This window comes from Bremerella cremea (genome assembly GCF_003335505.1).
In the GTDB taxonomy this organism is placed as follows: Bacteria; Planctomycetota; Planctomycetia; order Pirellulales; family Pirellulaceae; genus Bremerella; species Bremerella cremea_A.
This window is the reverse complement of record NZ_QPEX01000010.1, coordinates 1,235,283-1,249,865: the sequence shown is the minus strand read 5'-3', so window position 1 is coordinate 1,249,865 and position 14,583 is coordinate 1,235,283. Positions and strand designations below refer to the sequence as shown.

At 53.9% G+C, this 14,583-nt stretch carries 12 protein-coding genes; 6 read left to right on the top strand and 6 right to left on the bottom strand.

The window, feature by feature from the left end; genetic code table 11:
• Position 1 precedes the first annotated feature (1 nt).
• Together DTL42_RS06085 and DTL42_RS06080 are read left to right on the top strand one after the other, a co-directional pair.
• Positions 2-751, top strand: a complete 750-nt coding sequence (locus tag DTL42_RS06085; protein WP_158545252.1) for an RluA family pseudouridine synthase — start codon at positions 2-4, stop codon at positions 749-751.
• Positions 748-1,983: an amidohydrolase family protein gene (locus DTL42_RS06080; protein WP_114367755.1), complete on the top strand. Its 1,236-nt coding sequence runs from the start codon at positions 748-750 to the stop codon at positions 1,981-1,983. The genes DTL42_RS06085 and DTL42_RS06080 overlap by 4 nt, the downstream gene beginning before the upstream one ends.
• Here the strand turns inward: DTL42_RS06080 and purM are convergent.
• Complete coding sequence (gene purM / locus DTL42_RS06075) at positions 1,954-3,015, bottom strand: phosphoribosylformylglycinamidine cyclo-ligase (protein WP_114367754.1); 1,062 nt, start codon at positions 3,013-3,015, stop codon at positions 1,954-1,956. The two genes, DTL42_RS06080 and purM, sit on opposite strands and share 30 nt — an antisense overlap.
• Before the next feature lie 668 nt (positions 3,016-3,683).
• Between purM and glgX the strand changes: the two genes are divergently transcribed.
• From glgX to DTL42_RS06060, 3 genes are all read left to right on the top strand, one after another.
• Positions 3,684-5,771: a glycogen debranching protein GlgX gene (gene glgX, locus DTL42_RS06070; protein WP_114367753.1), complete on the top strand. Its 2,088-nt coding sequence runs from the start codon at positions 3,684-3,686 to the stop codon at positions 5,769-5,771.
• A gap of 80 nt (positions 5,772-5,851) precedes the next feature.
• Positions 5,852-6,475 carry a hypothetical protein gene (locus tag DTL42_RS06065; RefSeq protein ID WP_114367752.1) on the top strand — a complete coding sequence of 208 codons (624 nt, stop codon included), beginning with the start codon at positions 5,852-5,854 and terminating at the stop codon, positions 6,473-6,475.
• A gap of 42 nt (positions 6,476-6,517) precedes the next feature.
• Positions 6,518-7,627, top strand: coding sequence for a cellulase family glycosylhydrolase (locus DTL42_RS06060; RefSeq protein WP_234824087.1), 1,110 nt, complete (start codon positions 6,518-6,520; stop codon positions 7,625-7,627).
• Here DTL42_RS06060 and DTL42_RS06055 read toward each other — a convergent pair.
• Both DTL42_RS06055 and aspS read right to left on the bottom strand, forming a co-directional pair.
• Positions 7,624-8,406 carry a dienelactone hydrolase family protein gene (locus DTL42_RS06055; RefSeq protein WP_114367751.1) on the bottom strand — a complete coding sequence of 261 codons (783 nt, stop codon included), beginning with the start codon at positions 8,404-8,406 and terminating at the stop codon, positions 7,624-7,626. The two genes, DTL42_RS06060 and DTL42_RS06055, sit on opposite strands and share 4 nt — an antisense overlap.
• A 149-nt stretch (positions 8,407-8,555) precedes the next feature.
• Complete coding sequence (gene aspS, locus DTL42_RS06050) at positions 8,556-10,340, bottom strand: aspartate--tRNA ligase (RefSeq protein WP_114367750.1); 1,785 nt, start codon at positions 10,338-10,340, stop codon at positions 8,556-8,558.
• Positions 10,341-10,653: 313 nt separating this feature from the next.
• Here aspS and DTL42_RS06045 point away from each other — a divergent pair, with 313 nt between their 5' ends.
• The gene (locus tag DTL42_RS06045; RefSeq protein ID WP_114368025.1) at positions 10,654-11,997 is read left to right on the top strand and encodes an HD domain-containing protein; all 1,344 of its coding nucleotides are present in this window, start codon (positions 10,654-10,656) and stop codon (positions 11,995-11,997) included.
• Positions 11,998-12,012: 15 nt separating this feature from the next.
• Here DTL42_RS06045 and DTL42_RS06040 read toward each other — a convergent pair whose 3' ends face one another.
• From DTL42_RS06040 to DTL42_RS06030, 3 genes are all read right to left on the bottom strand, one after another.
• Positions 12,013-12,432, bottom strand: a complete 420-nt coding sequence (locus DTL42_RS06040; protein ID WP_114367749.1) for a hypothetical protein — start codon at positions 12,430-12,432, stop codon at positions 12,013-12,015.
• Positions 12,433-12,521: 89 nt separating this feature from the next.
• On the bottom strand, positions 12,522-13,457 hold the full coding sequence (locus DTL42_RS06035) for a DUF1559 domain-containing protein (RefSeq protein ID WP_114367748.1): 936 nt from the start codon (positions 13,455-13,457) through the stop codon (positions 12,522-12,524).
• A 233-nt stretch (positions 13,458-13,690) separates the two neighbouring features.
• Positions 13,691-14,548, bottom strand: coding sequence for a hypothetical protein (locus DTL42_RS06030; protein WP_147274174.1), 858 nt, complete (start codon positions 14,546-14,548; stop codon positions 13,691-13,693).
• Positions 14,549-14,583: the final 35 nt, after the last annotated feature.

The window sequence follows — 14,583 nt, the reverse complement described above, 5'->3', positions numbered from 1 at the left end:
CATGAATGAAAGCTCAATCACGCCCCCGTTTGACATCTTGTACGAAAAAGGCCCTTGCATCTGCGTGCAGAAAAAGGCAGGTTTGTTGACTCAGGCACCCCCAGGGATCGATAACCTGGAAACTCAGCTGCGCGAGTTCTACAAGCAGCGGGAAGGGAAAACCGGCAACATCTATCTGGCGATCATTCACCGGCTTGATCGTCCTGTTTCTGGAGCAATCGTGTTTTGTCGCAATGTCCGCGCCGCCCAGCGGCTGGCGGCACAGTTTCGCGAGCGAACCGTTCGCAAGAAATATTGGGCGATCGTCGAAGGAAGCCCAGCCGAGGATCAGGGTGAGTGGCACGATTTTGTTCGCAAGATCCCCGATGTCGCTCAAGGGGAAGTGGTGGACGAATCGGCGCAAGGTGCTAAGCGGGCCGAACTGGCCTACCGAGTGCTTGCCCGATTCGAGCGGTACACGCTGCTTGAGGTGGAACTGCTGACCGGGCGATATCACCAAATTCGTTTGCAATGCGCGGCTCGTGGTTGCCCGGTTTGGGGGGATCAGCTGTACGGGGCAACCGAGTCGTTTGGACCAGCGGTGGAAGATCTGCGTCATCAGCACATTGCGTTGCATGCCCGGCAGTTGCAATTTCGGCATCCGATGGTCGATGAAATGGTGGATATCACCGCTCCGTTGACCGATGCTTGGAACGATTCCCCTGTTTGGCAGCAACTACGGACGCAACTCAATCGCGAGGTCGCATCATGATCTGGAAATATCGCCTGGGCTGGGTGTACACGATCTCAGGCCTGCCGCTGCAAGATGCCACGCTGTTCGTGGAAGATGGTCAAATTGTGGCGATCGAAGAGGGAGGGCAGTCTTCGGAGGCGATCGACCTGCGCGAATGGGCGGTCATGCCAGCGTTGGTTAATGCCCACACCCACCTCGAGTTCAGCAATCTCGAGGGACCGCTAGGAACCCAGGGAATTTCATTTCCGAAGTGGATTACCGAGGTCATCCGCTACCGGCAAGGTTTTGGTGAAAACATCGCGGTCGAAAAAGCGGAAGCAGTTCGCAGCGGCTTACGGCAATCGGCCCAACATGGGGTAGGCGTGGTCGGAGAGATCGCAACGTTACCACTCATCGAAACTGCGTACGAGAACCCGCAGGTTTATGTTGTCTCTCTGCTGGAGGTGTTGGGGCTCGATCCGAAAATTTCTGTCGAGCGTTTGGCCCAGGCCGAAGAGCATGCCATTTATCCTTGGTCGCTGAAGAATATTTCGCCAGGGATTAGTCCACATGCCCCATATTCTATAAGGATGGATATGGTCGAGCATTGCGTTTCTCTGTCGGCTGCCCAGCAGTTGCCGCTGGCGATGCACTTGGCTGAAACCTTAGAGGAACTGCAATTATTAGAGGAGGGGGCCGGACCGTTTCGGACCATGCTCGAGAACATGGGCTTATTCAACCAGACAGATTTTCCGGGGGGAAAGCGGGTATTGGCTTACCTCAAGCAGCTTTCCCAAGCTTATCGAGCCATGGTGGTGCATGGGAACTACCTGCACGAAACCGAAATCGCGTTTTTGGCCGAGCATGCTGAGACGATGTCGGTTTGTTATTGCCCACGGACACATGCCTATTTTCATCACGATCGACACCTCATTGAAGATCTGCTGGCCCAAGGCGTTTCTGTCGTGCTGGGGACTGATTCGCGGGCTTCCAATCCCGATTTGAATTTATGGCGGGAAGTTCAATTCGTGCAGCGAGAATTTCCAGACATTCCCGAGGAGCAGTTACTGGGTATGGTGACTAAGGATGCCGCGTTTGCGCTGGGCGTAGAGGATTCGTTCGGGACGATCGAGCCAGGGCGAAGTGCGATGGTTGCCGCTTTTCCGATTCCGAAAGGGTGTCCGGACGTGCTGACCGAGATGCTTGCCGGTCAGCCACGGCTTTGGAACTTAGCAGGTGGGCTATCGGAGGTGGACTTGGCCACTGCCTGAGGTGACCTTGCCAATCTCGAAGACATCGCAGCCACCTTCGGCCAGCATCTTTTGTACACTGGCGGCATAGTAGCTACTGACGATCACGACCAAGCCAATCCCCATGTTGAAGACGCGGCCCATTTCCTCGTCTTCGATTTCGCCTAGTTCCTGCAGCCAAGGGAAGACGGGGAGGTCGGGCCAACTCCCTTTCTTGATCTCGACATCAACATCTTTCGGCAAGATGCGTTCCAGGTTTTCTTGCAGGCCACCACCAGTGATGTGAGCGATACCATGGACGACGTTCTTGATCTTGTAGTGTGAAAGAACATGACGGACTGGTTGGACGTAAATCTTGGTGGGGGTTAGGAGCGTTTCGCCGACGGTACCTCCGAGGGCCTCGATATGATCATCCAGCGAAAGGCCAGCGATCTCGAAGACAACTTTCCGCACTAGGCTGAAGCCATTGGAATGGACCCCGCTAGAAGATAGGCCGAGCACAACATCTCCTTCGGCAATCGCCTTGCCGTCGATCAGATGCTTGCGATCCGCCACGCCAACGCAGAAGCCGGCCATGTCGTAATCGCCAATCTTGTACAGATCGGGCATGATGGCCGTTTCGCCACCAATCAGGGCGCAATCGCTGTCGACGCAGCCGTTGGTGATACCGGTGACCAATTGTTCCAGCAATTCCGGATCGTCTTTCCCCATGGCGATGTAGTCGAGAAAGAAGAGCGGTTCGGCGCCGCAACAAATTGCGTCATTCACGCACATCGCGACCAAGTCGATGCCAACGGTGTTGTGCTTGCCGCTGTCGATCGCCAGCTTAATTTTGGTGCCAACCCCGTCGGTGCAAGAGATAAGGACAGGATCCTCGTACTTGCGAGCGAAGAGAGCGTTGTCGAAGTCGAGCTTGAATAGCCCGGCAAACCCGCCATCGAGCTGCATCACGCGGGGGGAAAAGGTCCGCTTGACCAGTCGAGGAAGACGGGACATCGATTCTGCGTAAACGTCTAGATCGACGCCGGCATCTTTATAGGTGGCTTTTGCCATTACGGTCTTGCTGAATGGGGCGAAGGAAAAACAGCTAGCTTCGATGCCAGATTTTCGAGGGGATGAGCGAAGTTGTCAACGCACCATCGCAAGCAATCGTGGGTCTACTTCGGTGGTGAATTCGTTTTCCTAGACAAGGTGGGCGTTAGAGTCTGCTTTTTAAAGGGAAAAACGGTCCAATATGGCAACCGGCGAAAAAAAAGTCGTTTTAGAAGCGGTAATGTCCCACGAATTGGGGAAAAACAGCTTGCTTGTTAGCTACCTAAGAGGGGTTGGGGCTCAATTTCGCAGGAGGACGTGGTTAAAATGTATCGGAAAAATTGGATAAATAGGAAATCTGCACCACGGTGGATAGGGCAAGCTATTCTATTTGGTCCGATGATTGCAAAGGAAGAAAGCCATGGGAAGGGCTGAAGTAGCTGATGCGGTTTTAACGCGCTTAGGAAGGCCAAGCGGTAGGTCGCATTCCTTCGAATCGGTAAACTCAACGCAAGGCTTACTCTTTCGCCCTAAGCTATTATTTCGCTAGATGATGCATCACGTGTTTTGAAGTAAAAAATTTGGTTTTAGGAGGGGTGTCTTCTCCGTGCTTTCAGCATTTTGGTGGTAGTGTTTTATCACGTCCCACGAGAATTGATTCGTTGAAGGTTAGATCGGAACAGTCACCTATGCTTATGGTTCATCCGCATCCGGAGCTGCAATTTTCCCATGTGCTTCCCTATGGAGCCATCTTGCACGAACGCGGCGTTCGGTTTGTTGTCTTTAGCCGATCCGCCACGGCGATGCGTCTGTTGTTGTACAACAACGTCGACGATCGCGAGCCGTCGGAAATCATTGATTTCGACCGCGAGACGGACCGCTGGGGAGATATCTGGAGTATTTTCATTCCCGGGCTTTCCGCCGGGCAGCTATATCATTTTCAAGCGGAAGGCCCTTACAACCCTGATCAGGGGATGTTGTTTGATGGCCGCGCTCGCTTGATCGACCCTTATGCCAAAGCGCTGGCCGGCACGTTTCAGGCTTCGACCGACGGAATCATTCGTCCGCCGAAGTGTGTTGTCGTTGACGAGAGTTTTAACTGGGAAGGGGATCGCCACCTGAAACGAGACCTGAGTGAAACGATCATCTACGAGATGCACGTTAAAGGTTTCACGGCAGACGATTCAAGCACGGTAAAGCATCCCGGCACCTACTTGGGGGTGATCGAGAAGATCCCATACTTAAAGTCGCTCGGAGTGACGGCAGTCGAACTGATGCCGATCCACGAGTTCCCCATTATGGACATGGTTACCGGCAAAACGCCGACGCGCGGTAACTATTGGGGCTACGACTCGATGGCCTTCTTCGCCCCGCACCGTGGCTATGCGGCAAGCAAAACGCCAGGTGGTCAGGTTCGCGAATTTAAGGAAATGGTCAAAGCCCTGCACCAGGCCGGCATCGAGGTGATCCTTGATGTGGTTTACAACCATACCTGTGAAGGGAATGAGAAAGGGCCGATCCTTAGCTTTAAGGGGCTCGAGAATCATGTCTATTACATGCTGGCCAACGGCGGCCGCGAGTACAAGAATTACTCTGGTTGCGGTAATACGGTCAACGGTAACCATCCAATCGTTCGCGAGATGATCTTTAACAGCTTGCGGCACTGGGTGCACAACTACCACGTCGACGGCTTCCGTTTCGACCTGGCCTCGATTCTCAGCCGTGATCGCAGCGGTAACCTGGTGGCCAATCCGCCGCTGGTCGAAGCGATTGCCGAAGACCCGATGCTGGCCGATACCAAGATCATTGCCGAAGCATGGGATGCCGCTGGAGCGTACCAGGTCGGTTCGTTCGCCAATTTACGTTGGGCGGAATGGAATGGTCGGTACCGAGACGACATCCGCAGCTTCTGGAAAGGCGAGCCACACAAGCTTGGTGCCTTGGCCACTCGCTTGGCTGGTTCCAGCGACCTTTACCAGGCCGGCGGTCGTCAGCCGTATCACAGCATTAACTTCATCACCTCGCACGATGGCTTCCCGATGAACGACCTGGTGTCGTACAACCACAAGCACAACGAGGCGAACGGGGAAGGGAACCGCGACGGCGACAACCACAACCTGAGTTACAACTATGGTGTGGAAGGGCCGACCAAGCGAGCCAGTATCGAGAAGATCCGTAACCAACAGATCAAGAATATGTTCTGTACGCTGCTGTTGTCGCAGGGTGTGCCGATGATTCTGATGGGTGACGAAATTCGTCGTACGCAGCACGGTAACAACAATGCCTACTGCCAAGACAACGAAATCTCGTGGCTCGATTGGAAGCTGGTCAAGAAGAACGACGAGATGCGGCGTTTCGTGCGAGCATTGATCGCCTTCCGTCGCGATCAGCCGACCGTCCGTCAGAAGCACTTCCTGGGTGGCTACCCAACCGGTCGCCGCGGCTTGTACGACGTGAACTGGTACAACAACCTCGGTACCGCCGTCGATTGGGACAGTGGTGATTCGATGCTGACGTGCCTTTTCGCGGCTCCGAGCAAGGAAACCGACCCTGAACAAATTGGCCGCGACGTGCTATTGCTGATGAACGGCAGTGCCTCACCACAGCAGTTCATCCTGCCCCCGGTGGCCAAGGGAACAAGCTGGCGAATGTTTGTCGACACGGCAGCGACTTCGCCCAGCGATGTCTACCCAGACCTTAACGGTCCTCGCCCGCCTGCAGCCGGCAAGTTTGTCATGCCGGAACGTAGCGTGCGAATCTACGTCGCTTCGCGGTAAGCTCGCTTCGCCTAAGAAAACAACTTAATATGGCGGCTCGGAAACGGGCCGCCTTTTTTTGTTGTAGAAGGAATTAAGAGTTGGGGAAACAAAAGCCGCTGTTGCAATGGACCATCCGCGAATTCCTCTTTGTGATGACCGTGGGAATTGTGGTACTTGGTTCGATGTGGGCAACCAAGCTGGTTTGGCAGTTGGCGATGTTGTTGGCCATGCTGATCCTTATCGCGATGTTGGTGCTTGCGTTCACAGGACGTAAAGAGTGGCGAACTTTTGCGATCGGGTTTGCCCTGGCCGCAGCTTTCTATGGCGTTGTCTCAAAGATAAATCCTACCGAGATACCAACCCAATGGATCTGGGATCAACTGAGGGACCCTGTGTCGCGAAGAGTCTTTGTGCTTGATGGCGACACCATGGTAGATTCCCAAACACTTTCTGTTACACCCGACGGATTGGTTCGCGATAAAGAAGGGCAGCCAGTCGGCGGCCTGGTAGGTTTCGGCCCCAACAAGGACTATTTCAGTGGTCCAGACCAAAGTTTGAATTTGCCTAGGATCTATTTTGATTACGCGCCCACGACGACCACATTTCAGCGTACCGGCGAGACGTTTTGGTTCTTGTTATTAGGTTATCTCGGAGGAAAGTTCGCGGTTGGCTTTCGCCGGTATCAGGACAATATGGAAGCAACCACGATGCAAAACGAGTAAGCTGAAGGAACTTCTCTTCCTTACTCACCAAGGAGACGTTTCGTGAAAGCCGTTTCAATTCTAGCTTTGGTGCTGGGGAGTGTTCCTGCGGCTCTGTTCGCTCAGGATACCGTACGTAACGCTTTACCTCGCGTGGTGCTTTCCGAAGATGGCAAAGGCTTTCAGTTGGAGGACACAGAGCAGCCGTTCTATGTGTGGGGAGTGAACTACGACCACGATCGAGACGGGCGATTGATCGAGGACTATTGGCAAGACGAGTGGCCGACGGTCGAAGAAGACTTTGCCGAGATGAAGTCGCTGGGCCTGAATGTGGTTCGCATTCATCTGCAACTCGCCAAGTTCATGACGTCGGCCAGCGAGCCGAACCAGCAAAATCTGCAGAAGCTCGCCGACTTGGTGAATCTGGCCGAACGAACGAAGCTTTATCTCAACGTGACTGGCCTGGGATGTTATCACAAACAGGATGTGCCAGCGTGGTACGACGAGTTGTCGGAAGCAGATCGCTGGCAGGTCCAGGCCAATTTCTGGCAGGCAGTCGCCGCGACGTGCAAAGATAGCCCGGCCATTTTTTGCTACGACTTGATGAACGAACCGGTGCTGGGGGGCGGCAAAGAGCCAAAGCAGTGGCTGGTCGGGCCGCCGCTGGGAGACAAGTACTTTGTACAGCGGCTTACGACCGACATGGCCGGACGCGATAACAAGGAAGTCGCCGCAGCGTGGGTGAAGAAACTAACTGACGCGATCCGGGAAGTCGATTCGCACACGCTGATCACCGTTGGCGTCATTCCTTGGGCCCATGTTTGGCCTAATGCAAAGCCTGTGTTTTATAGTCCAGAAGCTTCGGCCCCGCTGAGCTTTGTCAGCGTTCATTTCTACCCAGAGAGCGGCAAACTCGATAAAGCGGTTGAGGCTTTAAAGATCTACGACATTGGCAAGCCGCTGGTGATCGAAGAGTTTTTCCCGCTCAAGTGTTCGCTGGAAGAAGCGGATACGTTTTTAATTGAGGTCAGGCCAATCACCGCTGGCCTGACCAGTTTTTATTGGGGCACAACGCCAAAGGAGTATCGCCAGCAGAAGAGCATTCAGGGAGCGATCTTGGCCGATTGGCTCGATTACTTCCAGCAGCACGCTCCGGCGAAACCAACTCGTTAGCTGCCCAAATTCTTTTTCAGCAGTTCAAGCAGCAACGCCCACGATTTTTCGTCGGCAGATTTGTTGTACTGCATGCCAGGGTTGTTGTGCTTGCCAGCATCTTCCACGGTAAAGCTATGCACAGCACCTGGGAAAGAAACAAAGTTCAAATCAACCTTGGCGTCGGCCAGCTTTTCTTTGAAAGCATTGATGGCCGTCTGGGGAATGAAGCTGTCGTCCGCACCATTGCACACGAGCACTTTCGCTTTGATGGCTTCGGCTTGTTCTTCGGTAGGCGTTGGCAACGCGGCATGGAAGGTCGCGACGGCAGCCAGATCGGCGCCGGTGTAGGCTAGTTCCAAAGCGGTTGAGCCACCAAAGCAGTAGCCAATCGCAGCGAGCTTATCGGGATCGCACTGCGGCTGTTTCTTGAGAATATCGAGTGCGGCGGTGGCTCGCTTTTGCCACTCGGCGACGTTCGCTTTGACTTGGCCCGCCATTCCAGCGGCGTCTTTCGGATGATCGACGAACTTACCGTCGCCATACATATCGGCGGCGAAGGCAACGTAGCCGAGTTCGGCCAGCATCTCGGTTCGTTTTTTGGCGTAGTCATTCAGGCCCCACCACTCGTGGAAAACCACCACGCCAGGACGCGGGCCTTTAATCGCGTCGTCGTAGGCAAGGAACCCATCGAACGTCTTATCGCCGACCTGGTACTGAATGACTTTCGTCTTAACTTCGGCTTGGGCGGAAGAGACTGCCACGAAAAGCAAGGCAAGGGAAACGGCAAAGCTGCGCATGAAAATTCTCCTGGTCCGAACTGGTAAAAAACAGACCGCGAATCCCTGCGGCATGGGAGAAGCATTCTCCTCTCAATCATTGACTCCGGCGAGTAAAATCATACCATTCGCCGAAGTAAGTTGAATAAGTAGAAGTTTGCGCCTTGGCGTTACTTCTTAACTTCGTCCAGCCGCAAAACCTTGATCGCCAGTTCTTCTAACTGTTTGCGATCGACCGTGCTGGGGGCGTCGGTCATTAGGTCGGCGGCGCGTTGGGTTTTGGGGAACGCGATGCAGTCGCGGATATTGTCCAAGTGACCAAACAGCATCACCCAGCGATCGATCCCCAGAGCAATCCCACCGTGCGGCGGGGCACCGTATTGTAAAGCGTCGAGCAGGAATCCGAAGCGATTCTTGGCGTCTTCTACAGACATCCCCAATAAGCCGAAGACTTTTTGCTGGGTCGCGTTATCGTGGATACGAATCGTACCGCCGCCAGCTTCACTGCCGTTAATTACCAGGTCGTAGGCCAACGCGCGGCATTTTCCGGGATCGCTGTCCAGCAGTTCGATGTCTTGCGGACGTGGGGCCGTGAATGGGTGATGCATCGCAACCCAGCGGCCTTCTTCTTCGTCGTAGTCGAACATCGGGAACTCGACGATCCAGCTGAAGTGCATCGCTTCAGGATCGTACAGTTTGAGTTCCACACCCAGCTTCTTCCGCAAACCGTAAAGGGCTTTGCAGGTGACCTCGAACTTGTCGGCGACAATCAAAATCAAGTCGCCTGGTTCGGCGGCGAAGCGTTCCTTGAACTTCGCCAGCAGTTCGGGCGTGAAGTTTTTCGCGATTGGCGAGTTGAGTGTGCCATCGGCTTCGACCTTGAACCAAGCCAAACCCTTAGCGCCGAAGTCGTCTTGGACCATCGAGGTCATGTCGTCGATCAAGCGGCGCGAGTACTTATCGGCAGCACCCTTCGCGCAGATACCACGTACCCGGTTACCAGCGTCGGCGACGGCTTTGAAAACGCGGAACTCCGCTTCAGCCGCCAGATCGGTGGCGTCGACGATCTCTAAGCCAAAACGCAGGTCAGGTGCGTCGTGGCCGAAACGTTCCATCGCTTCGTCATAGGTCATGCGGGGCAGGGGACCGCTTAACTCGACGCCCAGGACTTCTTGGGCGACTTTGGCAACCAGGCCGTCGATGATGTCGATGACATCGTCCATCTCGCAGAAGGCCATTTCGAGGTCCAACTGGGTGAACTCTGGCTGGCGGTCGGCTCGGAGGTCTTCGTCGCGGAAACAACGGGCAACCTGAACGTAGCGGTCGTAGCCAGCCATCATCAAGATTTGCTTGTAAAGCTGGGGCGACTGCGGCAAGGCGTAAAATTCGCCATGGTGGACGCGGCTAGGCACGAGATAGTCGCGTGCCCCTTCCGGCGTGCTGCGGCCGAGGATCGGCGTTTCAACGTCGATAAAGTCATGCTGGTCGAAGTAATCCCGCATTAACTTGATGATCCGGCTTCGCAGTAGCAGCGTTTGTTGCATCTGCTGACGACGCAAATCGAGATAGCGGTGCTTCAGACGGAGGTCTTCGCCTGGCATGTCCATTTGGCTAGGGAAGAACGGAGGCGTCTTGCACTTGTTGAGGATGACAAGCTTTTCGACCTTGATTTCGACCTCGCCGGTAACCAGCTTCGGGTTAACCGTGCCATCGGGGCGCGGTTCGACCTTGCCGACGACTTGGATCACGTCTTCGTTGCGCAGACCGCGGGAAAGCTGTTGGACTTCGCTACCGCTATCACTGCTGAATACCAATTGCGTCTTGCCGTACCGATCGCGAAGATCGACGAACAATCCTCCCCCATGGTCGCGGTAGGTGTCGACCCAGCCCGCCAGGGTGACGGTTTGGCCAACTTCGGATTTTCGTAATTCGCCGCAAGTGTGTGTGCGATACAAGGTTCTGTTCCTCGCGGATGGGTCAGTAAACGCCAAAGTTCAAGGGGGAAATCGAGTATTTTAGACCGATCAGGCCCAAGTGCCTAGATTGGGCTTTTGGGGCCCGCTTTTTGGGGGAAGAAGGCTAGGCGGGATTGCTGCGAGCGTTGGACTCGCCCAAGTCGAATAAAATTTCTAGCCGCGAAATCGCTGAAATCGGTGGTTACGCTCCTCTTGTTATGTGTGTCCCGCTGTAAAAAAAACGCCTCCGTTCATTCCTAACGATTGTGACGACCGCTTTTCTATTGCCCTCGGTTCGGGTATACCGGCGCTCATGAGTAATCTGCTTGATATTCCGGAAGTGGTCGGGCTGCAATCGCGGGCCGACGTTATTCGTATCCCTCCCGAGTTGGACGTTCCCATGACTCGGCGGGTTCGCCATTTAGTTGATACGGCCGAGTTTCGTCGTTTGGTCCAAATCAGCCAGTTGGGGCTGGTCTCGCTCGTCTTCCCGGCCGCCCATCACACGCGGTTCGAGCATAGCTTGGGCGTTTACCGGACGATGCTGCTTTATCTGCAGCGGTTAGCGCATGTTCCGGCATTTGCGGAGGTGATTGAAACCAAAGACGCCGAACTGATGATCGTGGCGTCGCTGCTGCACGACTTGGGGCATTGGCCGTTTTGTCATCCGATTGAAGACATGCGTTTAAGCGGCGTGCCGCAGCACGAATTGTTTGCCAATAGCTTCCTGCTAGAAGGGGAAGTTGCCGACTGCTTGCGCGACGACTGGGGAATTACGCCTCGGGATGTTGTCAGCTTTCTTTCCGAAAAGGGGAGAAGCAGCAAGGTTAAGCTGATGCAAAGTGTGATTTCAGGGCCAATCGATGTCGATAAGCTCGATTATTTGCAACGCGATAGTTTGCACGCCGGGGTACCGTATGGCCGGAACTTCGATCAGCAGCGTCTGATTGCTAGTTTGTGCGTCAGCGAAGCAGGGGACAAGCTGGCTCTGACCAACAAAGGGCGAACCGCTGCCGAGATGATGGTGTTTGCACGCTATGTCATGTTTAGCGAAGTCTACTGGCATCATGCTGTGCGTAGTGCGACGGCGATGTTACAGCGAGCCTTCTTTATGCTGCGTCCCCAGTTAGAGCTCGACACGCTCTTTCGCCTGACGGAACGGCCGATGGTGGAATCCATGCGCGATGCTGCTGGCAATGGGCCAGCTTGCGACCTGTTGGACGGGCTGTTTGGGCCTACGCGTCGGCTTTACAAGCAGCTATTCGAGTATTCGTTTTTCGAGCACGCCGAGTTATTTCATTTGATTGCGCGGCGGCCGTATGATTGGTTAGTGGAACTGAGTGATCAGTTCGCCACAACCCTTTCCCGACACTTGTCGCGGCGTGTCGCTCCGCACGAGATATTGATTGATGCTCCCCCGGTAAAGTTGGAAGTGCAATTTAATATCGATGTGCTTGACCTCAAGGCGGGCAAGTATCGCGCGTTGGGAGATGTTTCGCCCATGGTCGAGACCTTGGCTAAACGGCAGTTCGACGACTACGTCAAGAAGGTGCGGGTTTTTGTGCATCCGCGTCTACAAGACTCGATCGCCAACGATAGGTCGATCGAGTCATTGTTCGTTGATACGGTCCGGGGAATGTTTCCAGAGACCGGTTAGTCGTTTCGCGAAAGATTACTTCTTCGACTCCAAAGTAAAATCGTGCGAAGCTGCGTCTGCGGTGACGGTTACTTTGATATCGGAGCGAGTATTGTACTTAGGCGGAATGATCTCTTTAACGACGTCTTCAGTAGGGCTATCAGGCGTGTTGTAGGTTTTCTTTTGGCCTACTACTTTTGTGGCGTTGATCTTTATCAACTTATCGCCGGGCGTGGTCAGCACTTTGTATTCGCCGTCAGTAATCATACCGCCATCAACGCCACCTTTATCGTCGGTTGCTTCGATGGTAATCGCACCCTCTTGCAGAGGTTGACCATCAAGGGTCACTTTGCCGGTCATTTCCAGCTTGTCCGATTTTGGACCGCCACAACCGACCGTCAGTAGTGTTAAGGTGCCTAACGCCAAGACGAAAACACCATATTTTCTAGCCAGCATCGTAGTTCCTAGCATCATGGTTGAAACGTGGGACACCTGTAAAACGTGTCCCACGTGAGGAAAAGATTCAGTCAACGGTAATCAGCGGTTTACCAGCTGAATGTCTCCGAGCCTTCGGTGCTACCGGCTGCTCGCCAAACGTTAAGCGCAATCGTTTCAGTAACGAAACGACACGACCCGTCACCGAGCAGAACCTGCACGCCACCAGGGTGATTACTGCGAGCCGCATGATGTTCGTTGGTACCACCAGTACATGGCATACCGATTTCTGGCTTATTGTCGCACCATGCAGAAGAAGTTGTATCTGGAGCGGACGAGTTTGGTGTTAGAACGGTCATGAAACCGCCGCCAGCAGCATCGTCGTTAAAGGCATCCCCACGGTGATCTTTGGCCGCGTCGTTGGAATGAGTACGCATTTCGGACATGAGCATCGTGTTGCTCAAGCCATCTCGGAAGGCTGAGAAATCAGAACTACGTGGTTTTTCATTCAGGGCACCGGTTGAACCGTCGAAACCGAATGGAGCGCTGGTAGGGCCTTCGTTGGTGGGGCTGCCGTTAGGAATTGTTACGTTCCCATAGTTCACCGCGTAATGAACTCGGGCTCGCCAGTAGGCATCCGAAGTGTTGTAGCGGCCACCACCTTGGCTCGGACAATGATAGAACTCGATCATCTGGGCTGTGACACCATTAAAGGTGTTTTGAACGATATTGGGTGCTTCATAGAAGTGCTTGTTGTAGTCGTAGGCGTCGGCAATGTTGGTCTGTTCCATGTAGGGCCACAAGCTGACAACCCAGGTATGGCGTTTGTTATTGGTCGCTCCGAAAGGAAGCGATTTGAGAACGTCGTGGTAGTTATGAAATGACAGCCCCCACTGTTTCATGTGGTTGGTGCATTGCATACGACGAGCTGCTTCACGGGCTTGTTGCACCGCCGGCAGCAAAAGAGCAATTAAGACGCCAATAATGGCAATCACGACAAGTAATTCTACCAAGGTAAAACCTTGGTTCCGAGAAGCGCGCGACATGCTTAGGATTCCTTAGATACCCGATGAGTTTGGAAAATGAAATCTGACGCGAACGCGTCATAAATGGGCAGGTTAAAAAGAAAGATAAGTATTGTTTTTTTCTGGTCCTGGCCTGGAGGGTAGATGATATCAATTATTAATAGATTAAGCAAAGGTTATTTGCCATAATCATCCAAGACTAAATCCCGTGGGGGGAAAGGTTTGGCAGTTTTTCCGTCAGCCAAATCTTTAAACTACGAGGCCATTCCCGATTGATCGTATCGCACCAGAAACCACCCATCCCCCAAGGGAATCGATTTTTTAAGAAAGTGAGGCTCTAGAAGACCACCAACAAATGAAGCAGGCGTTTGCCCTGTAGGATGCCATTCGAGCCATACGCCCCGCTCTTGACCCGATAGTTGGAACCGAATTCCCCCTTGGTCCGATTTTTCAACACTGCTGAACGTCAGCCCGTGCTGGGCGATCTCAGGCGTAGTTAACAAGATAAGTGTTTTCGGCTTGCCAGCTGGGTAGGCCATGAAAGGGCCAAGCTCAGGGCGATCGCCATCGGCAGTTGGCCAGTCGGTACCGAGCGACTGGGCGATTGGTTGAAAAGCGGCAATCTGGGAATCGATTCGCAAGCGTTTGCCCACCCAGATCATTTCGTCCCAACCGCTTGCTAAGCCAAGCCAACAGCAAGCCAGCGAGAGAGCGACCATCCAGGAAGAAAGGGCGCGATGGCCACGGGCACCCATCGTTAGGCCAACGGTCATCAGCCCCAGGCTAATTGCAGCAACAGTGAGAACGCCTCCAAGAAGATAAATCTTCCACTGCAAAAAAAACGTCGTGGCGAATTCGTCGAGTTTGGAAGTATCGGGCGAAAGGCCGAGTTCGTATTCCAACTGGTCCCAAGTAGACGTGAAGCGAGCATCCCAGATTACCCAGCTGGCAAGTAGCAATAACACGCTCGCATTCACGACCCACAGCACCACTGGATGCCGCCCGAGCAGCAGATCGCGGAACCAGAGAATACCAGCTAAGAATCTTCCCCGGCGAGTTTTCGGAGGGGAGAGATTCGTTTCAGGGGTGAGGTCGTCTGCTGAGCCTTGCATCGTGGGATTCAAGCTCACACGGTTCATGCACGTGT

What these genes read in the sequence shown, in the direction of transcription:
- DTL42_RS06040 (WP_114367749.1), bottom strand. Translation starts at nt 12,432, where the DNA reads ATGCTGGCTAGAAAATATGGTGTTTTCGTCTTGGCGTTAGGCACCTTA.
- DTL42_RS06045 (WP_114368025.1), top strand. Translation starts at nt 10,654, where the DNA reads ATGAGTAATCTGCTTGATATTCCGGAAGTGGTCGGGCTGCAATCGCGG.
- DTL42_RS06035 (WP_114367748.1), bottom strand. Translation starts at nt 13,457, where the DNA reads ATGTCGCGCGCTTCTCGGAACCAAGGTTTTACCTTGGTAGAATTACTT.
- purM (WP_114367754.1), bottom strand. Translation starts at nt 3,015, where the DNA reads ATGGCAAAAGCCACCTATAAAGATGCCGGCGTCGATCTAGACGTTTAC.
- DTL42_RS06055 (WP_114367751.1), bottom strand. Translation starts at nt 8,406, where the DNA reads ATGCGCAGCTTTGCCGTTTCCCTTGCCTTGCTTTTCGTGGCAGTCTCT.
- glgX (WP_114367753.1), top strand. Translation starts at nt 3,684, where the DNA reads ATGCTTATGGTTCATCCGCATCCGGAGCTGCAATTTTCCCATGTGCTT.
- DTL42_RS06080 (WP_114367755.1), top strand. Translation starts at nt 748, where the DNA reads ATGATCTGGAAATATCGCCTGGGCTGGGTGTACACGATCTCAGGCCTG.
- DTL42_RS06030 (WP_147274174.1), bottom strand. Translation starts at nt 14,548, where the DNA reads ATGCAAGGCTCAGCAGACGACCTCACCCCTGAAACGAATCTCTCCCCT.
- DTL42_RS06085 (WP_158545252.1), top strand. Translation starts at nt 2, where the DNA reads ATGAATGAAAGCTCAATCACGCCCCCGTTTGACATCTTGTACGAAAAA.